The sequence below is a fragment of the Candidatus Accumulibacter meliphilus genome, assembly GCF_036625345.1.
GTDB lineage: Bacteria > Pseudomonadota > Gammaproteobacteria > Burkholderiales > Rhodocyclaceae > Accumulibacter > Accumulibacter meliphilus.
The window spans coordinates 46,977-63,886 of the sequence record NZ_JAZKTZ010000017.1; the positions used below are offsets into that span (position 1 = coordinate 46,977).

17 protein-coding genes are annotated in these 16,910 nt (G+C 60.2%); 9 read left to right on the forward strand and 8 right to left on the reverse strand.

What is annotated here, in order from left to right:
- The first annotated feature begins 83 nt into the window (after positions 1-83).
- From atpE to V5B40_RS23205, 7 genes are all read left to right on the forward strand, one after another.
- Positions 84-335, forward strand: coding sequence for a F0F1 ATP synthase subunit C (gene atpE, locus V5B40_RS23175; protein WP_043562738.1), 252 nt, complete (start codon positions 84-86; stop codon positions 333-335).
- 40 nt (positions 336-375) lie between these two features.
- Entirely contained in the window at positions 376-846 is a 471-nt protein-coding gene (locus tag V5B40_RS23180) for a F0F1 ATP synthase subunit B (RefSeq protein ID WP_332356768.1), read from the forward strand.
- A gap of 4 nt (positions 847-850) precedes the next feature.
- Positions 851-1,387 (forward strand): F0F1 ATP synthase subunit delta, encoded by a 537-nt coding sequence (locus V5B40_RS23185; RefSeq protein WP_332356769.1) that lies wholly within the window; start codon positions 851-853, stop codon positions 1,385-1,387.
- A 10-nt stretch (positions 1,388-1,397) separates the two neighbouring features.
- On the forward strand, positions 1,398-2,936 hold the full coding sequence (gene atpA, locus V5B40_RS23190; protein WP_332356770.1) for a F0F1 ATP synthase subunit alpha: 1,539 nt from the start codon (positions 1,398-1,400) through the stop codon (positions 2,934-2,936).
- Positions 2,937-2,957: 21 nt separating this feature from the next.
- Positions 2,958-3,821, forward strand: coding sequence for a F0F1 ATP synthase subunit gamma (gene atpG / locus V5B40_RS23195; RefSeq protein ID WP_332356771.1), 864 nt, complete (start codon positions 2,958-2,960; stop codon positions 3,819-3,821).
- A gap of 44 nt (positions 3,822-3,865) precedes the next feature.
- Positions 3,866-5,266: a F0F1 ATP synthase subunit beta gene (gene atpD, locus V5B40_RS23200; protein ID WP_332356772.1), complete on the forward strand. Its 1,401-nt coding sequence runs from the start codon at positions 3,866-3,868 to the stop codon at positions 5,264-5,266.
- Between the two features lie 70 nt (positions 5,267-5,336).
- On the forward strand, positions 5,337-5,756 hold the full coding sequence (locus V5B40_RS23205; RefSeq protein ID WP_169064992.1) for a F0F1 ATP synthase subunit epsilon: 420 nt from the start codon (positions 5,337-5,339) through the stop codon (positions 5,754-5,756).
- Positions 5,757-5,835: 79 nt separating this feature from the next.
- Here V5B40_RS23205 and V5B40_RS23210 read toward each other — a convergent pair whose 3' ends face one another.
- From V5B40_RS23210 to V5B40_RS23245, 8 genes are all read right to left on the reverse strand, one after another.
- Positions 5,836-6,438, reverse strand: a complete 603-nt coding sequence (locus tag V5B40_RS23210; protein WP_332356773.1) for a ubiquinone biosynthesis accessory factor UbiJ — start codon at positions 6,436-6,438, stop codon at positions 5,836-5,838.
- Between the two features lie 4 nt (positions 6,439-6,442).
- Positions 6,443-7,336: a Tim44 domain-containing protein gene (locus tag V5B40_RS23215; protein WP_332356774.1), complete on the reverse strand. Its 894-nt coding sequence runs from the start codon at positions 7,334-7,336 to the stop codon at positions 6,443-6,445.
- 13 nt (positions 7,337-7,349) lie between these two features.
- Positions 7,350-8,090: a bifunctional demethylmenaquinone methyltransferase/2-methoxy-6-polyprenyl-1,4-benzoquinol methylase UbiE gene (gene ubiE / locus V5B40_RS23220; RefSeq protein ID WP_332356775.1), complete on the reverse strand. Its 741-nt coding sequence runs from the start codon at positions 8,088-8,090 to the stop codon at positions 7,350-7,352.
- 32 nt (positions 8,091-8,122) lie between these two features.
- On the reverse strand, positions 8,123-8,551 hold the full coding sequence (locus tag V5B40_RS23225; protein ID WP_332356792.1) for a DUF971 domain-containing protein: 429 nt from the start codon (positions 8,549-8,551) through the stop codon (positions 8,123-8,125).
- 184 nt (positions 8,552-8,735) lie between these two features.
- Positions 8,736-10,340, reverse strand: coding sequence for a hypothetical protein (locus tag V5B40_RS23230; RefSeq protein WP_332356776.1), 1,605 nt, complete (start codon positions 10,338-10,340; stop codon positions 8,736-8,738).
- A gap of 33 nt (positions 10,341-10,373) precedes the next feature.
- On the reverse strand, positions 10,374-10,808 hold the full coding sequence (locus V5B40_RS23235) for an HIT family protein (protein ID WP_332356777.1): 435 nt from the start codon (positions 10,806-10,808) through the stop codon (positions 10,374-10,376).
- Positions 10,809-11,118: 310 nt separating this feature from the next.
- Complete coding sequence (locus V5B40_RS23240; protein WP_332356778.1) at positions 11,119-12,393, reverse strand: hemolysin family protein; 1,275 nt, start codon at positions 12,391-12,393, stop codon at positions 11,119-11,121.
- A complete protein-coding gene (locus V5B40_RS23245; RefSeq protein WP_332356779.1) occupies positions 12,393-13,937 on the reverse strand; it encodes a hemolysin family protein in 1,545 nt (514 codons plus the stop codon). The genes V5B40_RS23240 and V5B40_RS23245 overlap by 1 nt, the downstream gene beginning before the upstream one ends.
- 569 nt (positions 13,938-14,506) lie before the next feature.
- Between V5B40_RS23245 and V5B40_RS23250 the strand changes: the two genes are divergently transcribed.
- Entirely contained in the window at positions 14,507-15,007 is a 501-nt protein-coding gene (locus V5B40_RS23250; protein ID WP_332356780.1) for a universal stress protein, read from the forward strand.
- Between the two features lie 28 nt (positions 15,008-15,035).
- Complete coding sequence (locus V5B40_RS23255; RefSeq protein ID WP_332356781.1) at positions 15,036-16,835, forward strand: Na/Pi cotransporter family protein; 1,800 nt, start codon at positions 15,036-15,038, stop codon at positions 16,833-16,835.
- Positions 16,836-16,910: the final 75 nt, after the last annotated feature.

Sequence of the window (16,910 nt, forward strand, 5' to 3'; positions counted from 1 at the left end):
TGCGTTGTCCGCTTCACGTCGTCCTTGTTTAATCCATTTAGCATTTTTTGTTAGGAGAACCACCAATGGAAGCCGCTCTGTCAATGTTGCTTGGTAACACCGCCATCGCCGTCGCCATCCTGATCGGGGCAGGTGCCCTGGGCACCGCCATCGGGTTTGGTATTCTCGGTGGCCGCTTCCTCGAAGGAGCCGCTCGCCAGCCGGAAATGATCCCGACTCTGCAGGTCAAGATGTTTATCGTTGCCGGTCTGCTCGACGCGGTGACCATGATCGGCGTCGGTATCGCCCTGTTCATGCTCTTTGCGAACCCTTTCATCGCCGTCGTCAAGGGCTGATCGCTTCTCCTTCCTGACTCACCCCTAAAAGGAGGTTAGCGTGAATATCAACGCAACGTTATTTGGCGAGGCGGTTTGGTTCGGCGTCTTCATCTGGATCACCATGAAGTACGTCTGGCCGCCGCTGCAAAAGGCGATTGCTGATCGCCAGGCACTGATTGCCGACGGGCTTGCCGCCGGCGAGCGTGGGAGGCACGAGCTTGAATTGGCCTCGAAGCGGTCGGCCGATTCCCTGCGTGAAGCCAAGGTAAAGTCGGCTGAAATAGTCGTCGCCGCCGAAAAGCGCGCCTTGCAGGTGATTGAAGAGGCGAAGCTGGCGGCAAAAGTCGAAGCCGACAAAGTGGTCGCGTCAGCGCAGGCGGAGATTGCTCAGCAGGTCGAGCAGGCCAGGGCCGAACTGCGCGGCAAAGTTGCCGATCTCGCGGTTGCCGGTGCCGAGCGCATCCTGAAGCGCGAAGTCGACGCCAAGGGGCACGCCGAGATGCTGGCTGCACTGAAGCAGGAACTCTGAGACCATGGCCGAACTCGCTACCATCGCGCGTCCCTACGCTGAAGCGGTTTTCCGCGTCGCGTTGGAAGAAAAGACGCTGCCGGCCTGGTCCGAGCGCTTGTCGCTGCTTTCCGCAATCGCCGGGGATAGCCAGATGCGTTCATGCATCGGCAACCCGGAACTGTCTGCCGCGCAGAAAAGCGAGCTCTTCAAGTCGCTGGCTGGCGAGGCGCTTGTCGGCAGCGAAGCCAATCTGATCGACGTTCTCGCCGCCAATGAGCGGCTTTCCGCCCTGCCGGAAATCGCGCACCTGTTCGAGAGCCTCAAGGCCAGCCAGGAAGGCGTCAAGGAAGCGACGATCTATAGCGCTTTTCCGGTCAACGAGAGGCAGCGCAAGGCGCTGATCGCGGACCTCGAAGCACGCTTCAAGACCCGGCTGACTGCCGACGTGGTCGTTGATCAATCATTGATCGGCGGCGTAAAGATTGTGGTTGGCGACCAGGTCCTCGACACTTCCGTGCGCGGAAAATTGGAGAGCCTGCGGTTGGCGCTCAAGAACTAGGAGAATTTCCATGCAGTTGAATCCTTCAGAAATCAGCGAACTGATCAAGAGCAAGATCGAGAATCTTGATATCAGCGCCGATCTGCGCACCCAGGGCACCGTTGTTTCGGTGACCGACGGCATCTGCCGTATCTATGGCCTGACCGACGTCATGCAGGGAGAAATGCTCGAATTTCCGGGCAATATCTTCGGCATGGCCCTGAACCTCGACCGCGACTCGGTTGGCGCGGTGGTGCTCGGTGAGTACGAGCAGATCAGTGAAGGCGACACGGTCAAGACCACCGGCCGCATCCTCGAAGTGCCGGTCGGCCCCGAACTCCTTGGCCGGGTGGTGAACTCGCTTGGTCAGCCGATCGACGGCAAGGGCCCGATCAACAACAAGCTGACCGACAAGATCGAGAAAGTGGCGCCCGGGGTGATCTGGCGTAAATCGGTTTCGCAGCCGGTGCAGACCGGGCTGAAGTCGATCGATGCCATGGTTCCGGTTGGTCGCGGTCAGCGCGAGCTGATCATTGGTGACCGGCAAACCGGCAAGACCGCGGTGGCCATTGACACGATCATCAACCAGAAAGGCCAGAACCTGATCTGCATCTACGTTGCTGTCGGTCAGAAAGCCTCAACCGTCGCCACCGTCGTTCGCAAACTCGAAGAGAACGGAGCGATGGAGTACACCACCGTCGTTGCCGCCACGGCCTCGGAAACTGCCGCCCTGCAGTACATCGCACCGTACTCGGGTTGCACCATGGGCGAGTACTTTCGTGATCGCGGTCAGGATGCGCTGATCATTTACGACGACTTGACCAAGCAGGCCTGGGCCTATCGCCAGGTGTCACTGCTGCTGCGCCGCCCGCCAGGACGCGAAGCTTACCCCGGCGATGTGTTCTACCTGCACTCACGGCTGCTTGAGCGTGCCGCTCGCGTTTCCGAAGAATGGGTTGAGAAGTTTACCAACGGCGAAGTCACCGGCAAGACCGGCTCGCTTACCGCCCTGCCGATCATCGAGACCCAGGCTGGCGACGTTTCTGCCTTCGTCCCGACCAACGTCATCTCGATTACCGACGGACAGATCTTCCTTGACACCGACCTCTTCAATGCCGGTGTTCGCCCTGCCATGGATGCCGGTATCTCCGTCTCCCGCGTGGGTGGTGCTGCCCAGACCAAAGTCGTCAAGAAGCTCGGCAGCCATGTTCGTCTGGCACTCGCCCAGTACCGCGAGCTCGCCGCCTTCTCGCAGTTCGCCTCTGACCTGGACGAAGCGACGCGCAAACAGCTCGATCGTGGCCGTCTGGTGACCGAACTGATGAAGCAGCCTCAGTACTCGCCCATGTCGATTGCCCAAATGGCGGTGACCCTCCTGGCGGTTAACAAGGGCTACTTCGATGATGTTGCGGTGAAGGACGCGCTGGCGGTCGAGAAGCAGATGCAGAGCTACATCGAGCAGAAAAACGCCGACCTCATCAGCAAGATCGCCACAACCCAGGATCTCGACGCTGACGCTGAGCAAAAGCTCACCAAGGCGATTGAGGCGTTCAAGGCCACCCTGGCCTGATGATCGATCGAGGAGGTTGCCATGGCTAGCGGCAAGGAAATCCGCAACAAGATCAAGAGCATCGAGAGCACGGCCAAGATCACCAAGGCCATGCAGATGGTCGCCGCATCAAAAATGCGCAAGGCGCAGGACAGGATGCGTGCGGCTCGCCCTTACGGCGAGAAAATTCGCCAGGTAGCGGGCAACCTCTCGCACGCCTTGACCGACTATCGCCATCCCTTCCTGATGGTCCGTGAGGATGTGAAAGCCATCGGCTTGATCACCATCACCTCCGACAAGGGACTGTGCGGCGGTCTGAACACCAACCTCTTGCGTCTTGCCCTGGGAAAGATGAAAGAGTGGGATGCCGAAGGCAAGAAACTGCGGGTAACGACGATCGGTAGCAAGGGTCTGGGTTTCATGCAGCGTGCCGGGGCCGACATCGTATCGCAACTGATCGGGCTCGGCGACACGCCGCACCTGGAAAAGCTCATTGGCCCGGTCAAGGTTCAGCTCGACGCTTACATCAAAGGCGAGATTGACGTCCTGTACATCGGCTGCACGCAGTTCATCAACACCATGAAACAGGAGCCGATACTCTATCAGTTGCTGCCGCTGTCCGGCGACCTTGTCGGTGGTGGAGAGAACCGCTGGGACTATATCTACGAACCTGATGCCAAGACGGTCATTGACGACCTGCTGGTGCGTTATGTAGAGGCGATGATCTACCAGGCTGTTGCCGAGAATATGGCTTCCGAACAGAGCGCACGCATGGTGGCCATGAAGTCCGCTTCGGATAACGCCAAGAACGTTATCGGGGAACTCAAGCTGGTGTACAACAAGGCTCGCCAGGCCGCAATTACGCAAGAGATTTCAGAGATTTGCGCCGGCGCAGCGGCTGTCTGACGCCTGACCACGCGATAGTTAGTTTATTGATTAGGGATACAACCATGAATCAAGGAAACATTGTTCAGTGTATCGGCGCCGTGGTGGACGTCCAGTTCCCACGTGACGCCATGCCCCACATCTACAACGCCCTTCAGCTTGACAAGGCCGAAGAGTCGGAGATGTGCGAAGCCGACCTGGTGTTCGAAGTTCAGCAGCAACTGGGTGACGGTATCGTGCGTACCATTGCCATGGGATCTTCCGACGGACTCCGTCGTGGCATGAAGGTCAACGATACCGGGGCCGGCATTTCGGTGCCGGTCGGTGACGCCACGATCGGTCGCATCATGAACGTTCTCGGTCGGCCGATCGACGAAGCCGGCCCCATTGGCACCGACGAGCGGCGCGAGATTCACCAGTTGGCACCCAAGTTTGACGAATTGTCGCCATCCGTCGATCTGCTCGAAACCGGGATCAAGGTCATCGATCTCGTCTGTCCCTTCGCCAAGGGTGGCAAAGTTGGCCTGTTCGGGGGCGCCGGCGTTGGCAAGACCGTCAACATGATGGAACTGATCAACAACATCGCCAAGCAACACGCGGGCCTTTCCGTATTTGCCGGTGTCGGAGAACGGACTCGCGAGGGCAACGACTTCTACCACGAGATGAAGGAGTCGAATGTTCTTGACAAGGTGGCGATGGTTTTCGGCCAGATGAATGAGCCGCCGGGCAACCGCCTGCGCGTGGCTCTGACCGGGCTGACCATGGCCGAGCGCTTTCGCGACGATGGGCGCGATATTCTCTTCTTTGTCGATAACATCTACCGTTACACGCTGGCGGGTACCGAGGTGTCGGCGCTGCTCGGCCGGATGCCGTCCGCGGTCGGCTATCAGCCGACCCTGGCCGAAGAAATGGGCCGCCTCCAGGAACGCATCGCGTCGACAAAAGTGGGCTCGATCACCTCGATTCAGGCCGTCTATGTGCCCGCCGACGACCTCACCGACCCCTCTCCGGCAACGACCTTCCAGCACCTCGACTCAACAGTCGTTCTCTCGCGCGATATCGCATCGCTGGGTATCTACCCGGCCGTCGACCCGCTTGACTCGACTTCGCGTCAGCTCGACCCGCAGGTCGTTGGCGAAGAGCACTACAATGTCGCCCGCGCCGTGCAGATGACTCTCCAGAAGTACAAAGAATTGCGTGACATCATCGCCATTCTCGGCATGGACGAGTTGTCGCCGGAAGATAAGCTGGCCGTCTACCGGGCGCGCAAGATCCAACGCTTCCTGTCACAACCGTTCAGTGTGGCCGAAGTCTTTACCGGCTCTCCGGGCAAGTATGTCCCGCTCAAGGACACCCTCAAGGGCTTCAAGATGATCGTCGAGGGAGAATGCGACAACATCCCCGAGCAGGCGTTTTACATGGTTGGCGGTATCGAAGAAGTGCTCGAGAAAGCCAAGACACTCTAGAGCGGGCCAAGAGAACCTCGTTTTCGCGCTGCTTTCGGGTGCGAAAACGACTCAGCAAGGGAAGAACATCATGTCACTCAGAGTACACGTCGACGTGGTCAGTGCGGAGGAGTTGATTTTTTCCGGCCAGACCGACTTCGCGGTATTTCCAGGCGAGTCCGGCGAGCTCGGCATCTATCCGCGTCATACGCCGTTGCTGACGCGCATCAAGCCGGGCACTGTGCGCCTCAAGATTCCGGATCGCGAGGAATACGAGTTGGTCTATGTGTCCGGCGGGATGCTCGAAGTGCAGCCGGCGCTGATTACCGTACTGGCCGACACCGCCGTGCGAGCGGCCGACCTCGATGAGGCGAAGGCGGTCGAAGCCAAGCGCCATGCCGAGGAACTGCTCCAGAATCATACCTCGGACGTTGGTCTGGCCGCAGCGGAAGCTGAACTGGCGCAGGCAGTTGCCCAGTTGGCGGCGATCAAGAGACTGCGCCCGCGCTGAACCATAGTTCATGCCGGCGCCGAAGTCTCAAGTTCAAAAAAAGCAGCTCAGGCTGCTTTTTTTTTTTGGGGGGGGGGGCTCAACTCAGGGAGGTAGGCCGGGGCTCTCCGCAACGAAGTTCGATCCGTCCAAGCCTCTTCTCGATGCGCGCGAAATCGTCGCGAAGCGCGTCGACCTCCGTACAGAAAGCTTCAAGCTCTCGGCGCGGGGCAATGGCTTTCTCTTCTTCGGTCAGGTACTCGGCCAGACCAAATGCCAGATTCCTCGCACCCCGAAGCTGCCATTGCGCCAGTCCCGTTGCCAGTCGCACGGCTCTCCGGGCGACGATGTCGCCTAGCAGTTCTGACAAATCCTGCTCGACGTCCCAGCGCAGGTTACGGAAAACGAAAGCGAGCGTCTCTGCCAGATCCACGGAGCCTGAAATGGTCGCCGCTGAAAACAGTGACGGGCGATCGGTCAGGGCCCGCAGCGGCGCGTCGTCCGGCAGCCGAATGCTGACCGCCACGGGTGCCGACGCTTCGGCTACGGCCAACAAGCCGGACTCCAGTATCGTGAACTGCAAGAGCACGCTGGCGAACTGGACTCGCGCCGTCTGCCCGGCAAAGCCGGCCAGACGCGCACGCGCCCAGTCTTCACCCGTCAAAATGTGATTGAGGACCGCCAGCGGCGGTTTGCTCCACATGTTTTCAGGAAACTTGCTGGATACCGGCAACTACCCAGCCACCCGATCCGTCAACGGGTTTGGACAGGTTCCACACTTCGTCGAAAGCTACGGCGGCTGTATCGGCCTCCTCGCGAATCATGCCGTTCATACGCACGCTAGCGATATGGCGGGTCCCCTCGGTAACGACCTCGAGAAGCTTGGCATCGACTGTCACCACGTCTGTCTGCTGCGTCGCCTCGTGCCGTTCACCCATCTGCAGCTTGATCTCGGCAAAAACTTCGGGGCTGACAAACTCGCGGATATCGTCCATGTTTCCAGCATCATTGGCCGCTTGCAGGCGAACGAAATTAAGCTTGGCGACGCGCAGGAAACCCTCGACGTCGAAATCCGCAGGAACATGCGCTGGTGTTTGCGCCGACAGCTTCTCGGCAGCGCCAAAGCTCTGCCCCGGCTGGCCGGCGCCAGCGCTGCCAGCGAGTTCCTGGCGAGCGTCAAAGCGCTGGGCGGGCTCGGTCGCTGTTCCGCCTGCGCCGGCGTAGCCCAATGGCCGCTGGCCAGAGCCTGTCGCCGACGCCGCCTTGCGACGAAACAGCAGCTTGAAGACGAAAAACGCAGCCATCGCCAGCAGCGCGATCATTACCAGATTGGCCATTCCTTCACCCAGACCAAAATGCGACAAGAGCGCCGCTATGCCCAGGCCGGCAGCGAGTCCAGCCAAGGGACCCATCCAGTTGCGCTTGGGTGCCGCGGCCGCCGGTGCAGCTGCATTCGTCGGGGCTGGAGCAGCTTTCTGGGGTGTGGCCTGGCGCTGCATGCCCATCGAGCGGCCGCCGCCGAAGCGACGTGCCTCGGCGTCCTCGACCATCAGGCCGAAACTAAAGGCGCACACAGCCAACGCTACAAAAAATTTCTTCACGACTTTCTCCTCTTCAGAACTTGAAACCGCGATGCAGGGCAACAACCCCCAGCGCCAAATTGAAATATTCGACACGTTCGAGCCCTGCCTGTTCCATCAAGCCTTTCAGGCCCTCCTGGTCAGGATGGACCCGAATCGATTCCGCGAGATAGCGGTAGCTTGCCTCGTCGTGTGTAATCATCTGGCCGAGGCGTGGAATCACTTTGAACGAGTAGAAATCATAGGCCGGCGCCAGCGGCTTCCAAACCTGTGAGAACTCCAGCACCAGCAGGCGACCGCCTGGTCGCAGGACGCGCTGCATCTCGCCCAGCGCGAGGTCCTTGTGCGTCATGTTGCGCAGGCCAAAGGCAACCGTCACGCAGTCGAAGTAATCGTCGGGAAATGGCAATTTCTCGGCATCGCACTGAGTGACCCGGACCAGGGCGCCACGGTCGTACAGCCGGTCGCGGCCGCGCGTGAGCATGGCGTTGTTGATATCGGTCAGCCAGACTTCACCGCCGCCGCGCAGCTTTCTGGCGAAGGCCAGGGCCAAGTCGCCGGTGCCCCCGGCCACGTCGAGCACCCGGGAGTTTTCGCGGATGCCACTCCTGGCGATCGCAAAAGCTTTCCACAGCCGATGCAAGCCCCCCGACATGACATCGTTCATCAGGTCGTAACGCTGCGCCACCGAGTCAAAAACATCCGCAACGCGTTGCGCCTTCTCGCCTTCAGCGACTTCCTGAAAACCGAAATGGGTCGTGCTTCTATCGTCCATCGTTCCAACTCAAAGAAATAAGGTCACACGGATCAACGCTTGCCGCAGCTGCCCGCCGGGGCTTTGGCTGGCGGTGCGGGCGTTTGTCCCGGCTCCCGGCTGGCGCCGGCAGTCGCCAAGCGGGCCAGGTAGTGAGTCCAGAGTTCTTCTTTATGGCTGCCGAGTTGGTAGAGCACGTCCCAGGAATAAAGACCACTGTCGTGGCCGTCAGAGAAAATGGGGCGGATGGCGTAGTTGCCGACCGCCTCGATGCGCTCGATCCCGATCTCACGCTTGCCCACTTGCAGGACTTCCTGGCCCGGGCCGTGGCCACGCGCCTCGGCGGATGGGGTAAACACGCGCAGGAACTCGTAGCTGAGCTCGAAACGCTCGTCGTCCGGAAAAACAAGCTCCAGGATGCGGGACTTCTGATGCAGTTTGATTTCGGTCGGGATCTTCGTGGTCTCGTCCAAGCCAGCCATGGATGCCTCTACACTCAATCGGGCCAGCCATGATAGCGCAAAACTGCCGCCGGGAAGTGCTTGGCAACAAGCGTTGCCGCCACGGCGCCAGTACGGCAGGGTAGCAGTGCGGCGAAGCTGCGGCGCCAGAGCCTCTTGCGCCGCAGCTTCCATGGTGAACCGGGGCGGGCGCCCCCGCCAGCGATCAAGTGACTGAAAAGCTCACTCGATCAAAGTCCTCGCCAGAGCTGATAATGCGCTCCAACTTTACTCGCCAAACGCCATCGAGGTAGATTTCCAGCTGCCGCCCGGAGTAGAACCATCCCTGTGGGATGACCAGGCTTTGCTCGGCAGCAATGGCGGCAACTGCCGGCAGAATGAAGGCCCGGCTATAGAGCTCGGCGTGTCCCGCCTCGCGTGCCAGCGGCCGCGCGGCCACTGCCTGTGGTTTGCCGGGTAGCGCCGAAATGCCGGCCATCAGGCCACCGTCCTGCTCCTGCATCAACCACACAACCCGTGCCAGCAAATGCGAGCCGCCGTTCTGTGGACAAATCGATAGCAACTGGTCGGGTGCCAAGCGGCGTCCAGCGGTTGAGCGTAGCAACCGGAAACCATTGGCGCTCTCGTCAAGTAGCTCCCAATCGTCGACCGCAAAGCCCAGCTGGCGTTTGCGAACTTCCAGCCGCTGCGTCGGGTCCAGCCCGTGACGGAAGGTGAACAGGCTGTCGAATTCCTCGCGCGAATAATGGCGCGCGCTTTCCGGTTGGCTGAACTCTCTTCCCGAGATGATGTAGTGCATGCTGGCAAAGCCGGCGCACACCTTCGCCGTTCCTGAACTCCGGTGGCGGCGGAAACGGCGCACCGCGCGCAGCAAGGACCACGGCCTGGCAAGGCCATCTAGCAGCTGCTGGCATTGGCTTGCGGTGCAGTCCTCACCGAGACCAAGCTGTGTCGGTGAAATTTTCTGCTGCAGCTGCTTCATGGTCTGCTTGATCTGCAGTGCCAGACGGGCGCCATCGATACGACGGATGTTTTCTGTTTGCAGGCACTCACTGGCGGGCCGCAGGGCAAAATCCTTCATCAGGTCGACGACCGTGACTGGAAGAACTTCGCCGGGCAGCACCGGATGGACGGTCAGCAGTGGTGCCCAGTTGCCCGCCCAGCGTCGAACCATGCCGAGTTGTCGCACACTGAGGCTGTATGGGCCGGCAAGCTCGCTTAGTAGCTGGCTGACGAACGCGGCGGTACAGTGTGTGCTGCGGCCCAGAGGGTCGAGGGAGTCTGGCACCGCCAGCGTCGCCACCCCCCATTCCTCGGCACTGGCGTAGAAGCCGTGCAGGTTCAACCATATCCCACGCGGCAGTTGCCGACGCGCGCGATGATGTTCGGTGATCGCCATCCCGGTGTAGTAGATGCAGCGATGCAGGATCAGTGCCAGGCGGTCGGCCTCGTCCTCGCCGTCGTCAGCCGCATGCAACTGCGCGCAATGCGCGTAAGCGTGCGCGGCCTTGAGCCAGGTGGCGACCACCTGCCGAAAAGCGGCCTCTTCAAGGTCACTTAGTGGCAAGGCCTTGCCGGCGTACTCGCGGGCCAGCTGTTCCTCGATGAAGCACAGGGAAATCCGGGTCTGCTCGAGGAGTTGCAGGTAGACATCGGCCGGTGGCGGCTCCTGCAGCATGCTATCCAGGAAGTTGTTGATCTCCAACTGAGCCTGATGTGAGTTGGCCAAAGGCAGGCGCGAGAGAATTCTGAAACCCGTTTGGAGGTCCGAAATTTTCATGGTGGCTCGGGTGGTAAGAACTGCGCTCATGATGTTGCCTCCTTGCTGACCGCCAGCTGCGGTCTAAGTAATACGCAGGGCGGCGATGATCTGGTCACCCAGTTGCCGGCCCTCGACCAGCTGGCGCGGCGTGGCAGCACTCGCCCGCTGTGTTGCCGCCCAAATGGGCTGTGGGAACTGCCGGTCGTCCCGCCAACGAGGAATCAGGTGCCAATGAACGTGCGGCGTCATATTGCCCAGGCTCGCGAGATTGACCTTGTCCGGCTGGTAAAGCCTGCGCACTGCACTCTCGACGGCGAAAACCACCGTCATCAGCTGCATTCTTTCCTTGTGCGGCAGGTCGGTCATCTCGCGGAGATGGCGGTTCAGGATCACCCGGCAGAAACCTGGATAGTCCGCATCCGCCACTAGTACTACGCGACAGATAGCGTTTTCCCAGATCACTTCCCCACCTGGTGAATCGCATAGCTCGCATTTCTCCAGACCGCCTTCACTCACTTCCTGCCTCCTTGTTGACCGGTTGGCGCCAAAGCGCCCTGTTGACCGAGACGATAGGCTTGTGCGACAGAAAGCGAGAGGAAATAGGTCACGGACCAAGCGACAAACTCCCGGGACGCGACCTTCGTTTCCCGTAGCAGTGACGGAAGAATCGCAACAGGGCGTTCATGCTGGACGATGCGCGACGCTCAGCGCCGGCGTGACGGGCGGCAAGTGACGGCGTGCAAGCCGGGGTAGCGTTGGTGCTACCGGCTTACCGTGAAAGTCGCGTCGGCGACTGACGAAACTCCCTTCATTCGCCGGGAGAAGCTTACAAACGTTCGACGCGTACCTTGGTGACAGTGCGCGCATCGGCTTCGATGACCGTGTAGCGATGGCCTCGTTCTTCGACACTATCGCCGACCAGGGGAATGTGGCGCAGACGGCTGATCAGGAAGCCGGCCAGGGTGTGCGCTTCGCCAACCGGCAGATTCAGCCGCAGCGAGTCGTTGAGTTCCGAGATCGGGGCTCGGCCGCCGACCAGATGTCGATCGTCGTTCTCCGACTCGATGACGACCCGTGGCGGCTTCATGTTGTCGAAGTCGTAGCCCGAGTCGACCGTTCCGACGACTTCTTCGAAAATGTCTTCCATGGTCAGGATGCCGACCGCCGAGCCGAACTCGTCCACGATGATCGCCATGTGGTCGTTGCGCCCCCGCAGCAGGGGCAGGACCTGATCGATGGTCTGCTTGGGAGAGAGGTAGAGCGCCGGGCGAATGAAGTCACCGGCTGGACGCTTGTCAATGTCCGGCAACAACAGGTCCCAGGTGGTCAGGGTCATCACGCCGGTGACGTTGGTGATGTTGCCGCGAAAGACGGGCAGACGGTTGAAGCCATGCTCCCAGACTCGACTGACCGCTTCGTCCATGCCGCGGCGCTCGCTGAAGCCAATGACTTCGGCCAGCGGCGTCATCACTTCACCGACCGTGGTGTCGGCGAAGCGAAAAATGCGCCGAATGCGCTGCTTGTTGGTGGCTCCACCGCCGTCGGCGGGAGTTTCGGAGAGATCGAGCAAAACGCGCAATTCGTCCTTGGTGATAAAGCCGCTCTGCCCTGACGACGCACCCCCGAAGATGCGCGCGGCGACGCGGGCAACGCGGCTGAAGATGAAGATTACCGGATAGAAAAGGTAAGAGAAAAAACGCAGCCCGTAGATGATCTTGGTGACGATCCAGTCGGATTTTTGCTGAAAGATGCTTTTCGGAACGATCTCGCCAAAAATCAGCAAGAACGGCGTGAACACCAGTACCGAAACCAGGTCTCCGGAGTCCCCCATGAGGTCTATGAACATCAATGTGCCCATGGTGGTGATGGTCACGGTGGCGATATTTGTCCCGACCAGCGTCGTCCCGAGCATCACGTCCGGCGTCCGGAACAGCTCCAGCACCAACTTTGCTCCCGGGTCGCCCAGTCGTGCCTGATGGCGGAGATGAATCTTGTCGGCATTGACCATCGCCAGCTCGGAACCCGAAAAGAAGCCCTTCAGGAGCAGAAAGAACAGGATCACCAGTAGCTCAATGACCAACTCCACAGAGATTCCCTCCATCATTCTTTCCTTAGCTGGTCTTCGGCTGCAGCAGACTGATCTTCCGGTCTGTCGTTCTCGGTCTGCTCATCCTGAGAAGACTCCAGTTCGTCGTCCTTTGATTCTCGCAACAGATCGTCCTCGTATTCGTCGAGCGATTCCTGTTCCTGATCTGCCGGCGAGTCGTCGGACATCGCTTCGGCAATGCTTTCCATCTCCAGAGGTTCTGCCGGAGCAGAGCTGCCGTCCTCCTCCTGCGTGCGTCCAAACGAGACGCGAACCTTGGTGATGCGCATGCCGCTCACTTCCTTCACCGTGATCTCGTAGTCGGCACTGAATACCTTCTCGCCAACCCGCGGCAGGCGGCCGAAGAGGACCAGCGTAACGCCACCGATGGTGTTCATCAGCGGGTCGTCGATGTCAAAGTTGGTGAGCGTGCGGAAATCGGCGAGGCGCATGTAGCCCGGGACGGTAAAACTGTTGTTGCCTTCCTGCTGGTAATGCTCCTGTCCTCTCATCTTCCCGGAAATCTCGCCAAAGATGAAAGTCATCACATCCTTGATCGTGACGATACCCAGGACCTCGCCATACTCGCCGATGACCACCGCGGCGCGGGTGTTGAAGCGCTGGAAATATTCCAGCATTTCGTCGACTTTCTTGGTGGGTGGGACGAAGTGCGCCGGCTTCAGGATCTCGGCCAGTTCGATTTTCGAGACATCACCATCGACACGCACCCGGCGCAGCAGATCTTCCGCGTGCAGGAAGCCGATCACGTTGTCCCAGTGGCCCCGGTAGACCGGAACGCGCGGGTGGCGATAGCCACGAAAACGCTCGATCAATTCCTCGATCGGCAGATCGGCGTCAAGAAAGCGGATGCGCGGTCCGGGCGTCATGATTCGCGCCACGTCGGTTTCCGCGGACTCGAGGACCTTGTCGATGAGCACTCGCTCAGAGGCTTCGATGACCCCGGTTTCCTCGCTGTCGGCCATCAGGGTACGTAACTCGTCGGGCTTGAGGATGTTCTCGCGGTCGACGTGTTCGCCAACGACGAAGGTGGTGACGCGGTCGGCAACCAACCGCACTGCGTCACGCAAGGGGGTGACAATGAAGATCCACTTGGGCAGAAAACGCGCTGACAGCTTGGTGGCGAACTTTACCGGCGCATTGACAGCGATGGTTTTCGGCGTCACCTCGCCGAAGAGCAGCAGCAACGGCACCATGACCACGATGTTGATCCAGCCGGCATCGGCCTCGCCAAACATGTGCACCAGGATAACCGTCATGTTGGCGGCCGCCGCGATGTTGACCAACTCATTGCCGCAGAGCAGGGAAACGATCAGCCGTCGTGGCTCGTCGAGCATGGCGTGAATGCTCTCGGAATGCGGGCTGCGCGAGTTGCGCAGCTTTTGCAGGTCAATGCGACTAAGCGAGAAAAGTGCGGTTTCGGAGCCGGAGAAAAACGCCGAAAAACAGAAGAGAACACACTGAATCAGAACTCGAATGGTCAGGTCCCAATCGATTTCCGACAGATTGATCAAGTCGACGGTTTCCCTCAACCAGTCCATAAATGCCCCCGCCCCAGGATTTGTTGGCCAGCAGAGATCGCCACTCGGCGCGCCGGATCGCAGTGCACCACCCGTTAACCGACCGGCCAGCAGCCGAGAAGATGCGGGGAACGCGCAAGCCGCAAGGATAGGCGCAATACGGCATTGAAACAAGCTTTTTGCGGGGAAAGCGCCGTTTGTTCGGGCCTTTGGCGTTGCTTGGCGCGCCGCGGACGGGGCTTTGTCAGCGTGTGTGATTGCACACCGTCGCGTCGGCGGCGCCAGACGCCAGGTGTGCGCGTTTGGCTGGAAAAAAACGCACAAAAAACACGATATACGGCAACAACTTATAGTATTCTTGCGCCTGCCTGGCTGCAGAGCGCCTACAAAAAGCCTTCTCAGCGGCACCTTCAGCTATTTGTCCGTCGGGCGCTCGCCCGTGACCGGAGTGGCCCGGCAACTGCTGCCGAGGGGGCAGCGGGAGCCCGCAAGCTCGTGACGAGATGTCGGCTTGCTCGGCTCTCGGTCTGAATTTCATCCGGCGACTGACTGCGCAAGTCAGTTTCCACCAGAAGAGGAGTGGTTGCTGCATGGCTGACAAGAAACAGGAGTCACACCCGCAGGACTCCGCCCAGGGGCCGATTCTCGTGCCTGTCGATTTCTCTTCGCATTCCGAGGCAGCGCTTCTGCTGGCCAGCGATTTCGCCGCTGGCCTGGGGGCCAGGCTCGTGGTGCTGCATGTGGTGCACGATCCACAGAAAATGCCCGGCTACTACGCGCGCATGGCCAGCAAGAAGACGCTGACCAGAATCGCCGATATCGCTGCCGAGATGCTTGATGAGTTCATGGCCAAAGTGCGGAAGAAGCACCCCGAGCGGAAAGCACTGCACAGCGCAGAAATCCTGCTGGTGACAGGTATTCCGGTGACGCGCATTCTCCAGGTCGTTGAGAAGGAGAAGGCCCGGATCATCGTCATGGGTAGCAAGGGCGCGACAGGGCTGCGGCATTTGTTGCTGGGTTCCGTGGCCGAACAGGTTCTTGGCCTTGCCAAGCTGCCGGTGACGATCGTCAAAGAACAAGGAAAACACTGAGTCGTAAAGACCGGAGGAGACTTAAGCTATGCTCGACGCCTATCTGAAACAATCCCAGACAACTACCGGGGCGACGGTGGCGCTATGCATCGTCGGCGCGGTTCTCGGCGTCATCGCCTGGCCGGCGCTCGCCGCGACGGTGAGCGATGCCGACATGAACTGGGGCGGCATGACCATGGAGCTGCTCGGCGGCCTGGCACTTTTCCTCTACGGCATGACACAGATGGAAGTGGCGCTGAAGGCGGTGGCTGGCGAGCGGATGAAGAGCATCCTCGCCAAGCTGACGGTCAATCGCTTCGCGGGAGTGGGAACCGGCGCGGCGGTGACGGCGGTGATCCAGTCGTCATCGGTGACCACCGTCCTTCTGGTCGGCTTCATTTCGGCCGGGCTGATGTCGCTGCCGCAGTCAGTCGGCGTGATCATCGGTGCCAAGATCGGCACCACGATCACCGGCCAGATCGTCGCCTTCAAGATCACCAAGGCGGCGCTGGCGATGATCGCCGGCGGCTTTGCCATGCTTTTTCTCTCCAAGAACGAGAAGATCAGAAGCTACGGCGGCATGCTGATGGGTCTCGGCCTGGTGTTCTTCGGCATGCATGTGATGGGCGAGGCGATGCACCCCTTGCGCAGCTACCAGCCCTTCCTCGACATGATGCAGACGATGACCAACCCGCTTCTCGCGGTGCTCGTCTCGGCTGCCTTTACCGGGATCATCCAGTCCTCCTCGGCAACCACCGCTATAGTCATCGTCATGGCTTCGCAAGGTTTCATTAGCCTGGATGCCGGTGTCCCGCTGGTCATGGGTGCCAACATCGGCACCTGCGTGACGGCGCTGTTGGCGGCCATCGGCAAGCCGCGGGAGGCCGTGCGCTGTGCCGTTGTACATACCGGTCTGGCGACGACCGGCGTCCTGATGTGGCTGCCGTTTGTCAGCGTTATCGGGGATGCGGCCGTCGCCATGTCGCCGGTCTACCCCGAGCTAAGCGGCATGGAACTGCTCGCAGCGGAGACGCCGCGCCAGATCGCCAACGCGCACACCTTCTTCAACGTCGCCAATGGCTGCATCTTCATCTGGTTCACCACCTATATCGCACGCGCAGCGGAGTGGCTGGTACCTGACAAGCCGCTCGAGGAGGAGGCGATGATTGTGCGCACCAAGTTCCTGCAGGAGGAGTTGCTGACCACGCCGACGCTGGCGCTGGACAGCGTGCGCATGGAAGTCATGCACATGGGCGAGACGGTCAACACGATGTTGAAGGCGATCATGCCAGCCATCATCAAGGGCGATACCAAGGCGCTCGAGGAAATTCGCCAGATGGACGACACGGTCGATATCCTGCACGCGGGAATCCTCGACTACCTGGCCAAGATCAGCCGGCAGCCGCTGCTTGAAGAACAGACCAAGGAGCTGATGCAACTGATGGAAGCGGTGAGTAACCTGGAGAACATCGGCGACATCGTCGAAACCAACCTGGTAGCGTTGGGGCATGATCGCGTCAAGGACAAGATCCAGGTCAGCGAACAGACCCAGGGAGTGCTCAATGGCTTCCAGGCGGCAATCAACAAGGCCGTGGCAGCGGCGGTGATGGCGGTTGCGCAGAGCAACGAGCGCTCCGCACAGGTGGTCACCGGGATGAAGGACGAGATCAACCGAATCGCCGACTCCGCCGCCACTCACGAGGCTCGCCGGCTGGTGGCGGAAGAGCCCAATCGCATCCTGGCCTACACGCTGGAAGTGGAGATCATCGAGAAGCAGAAGCGTATTTACTACTTCGCCAAGCGTATGGCCAAGACTGTCTTGCCGACGGTTCTGCAGCAGCGCAATTAAGTCGTCGTCGTTCGCAAGAGCCCTTGCCCGGTAATGTGAAAGTCGGGCAAGGGCTTTTTTGGCAGTCGTTACCCG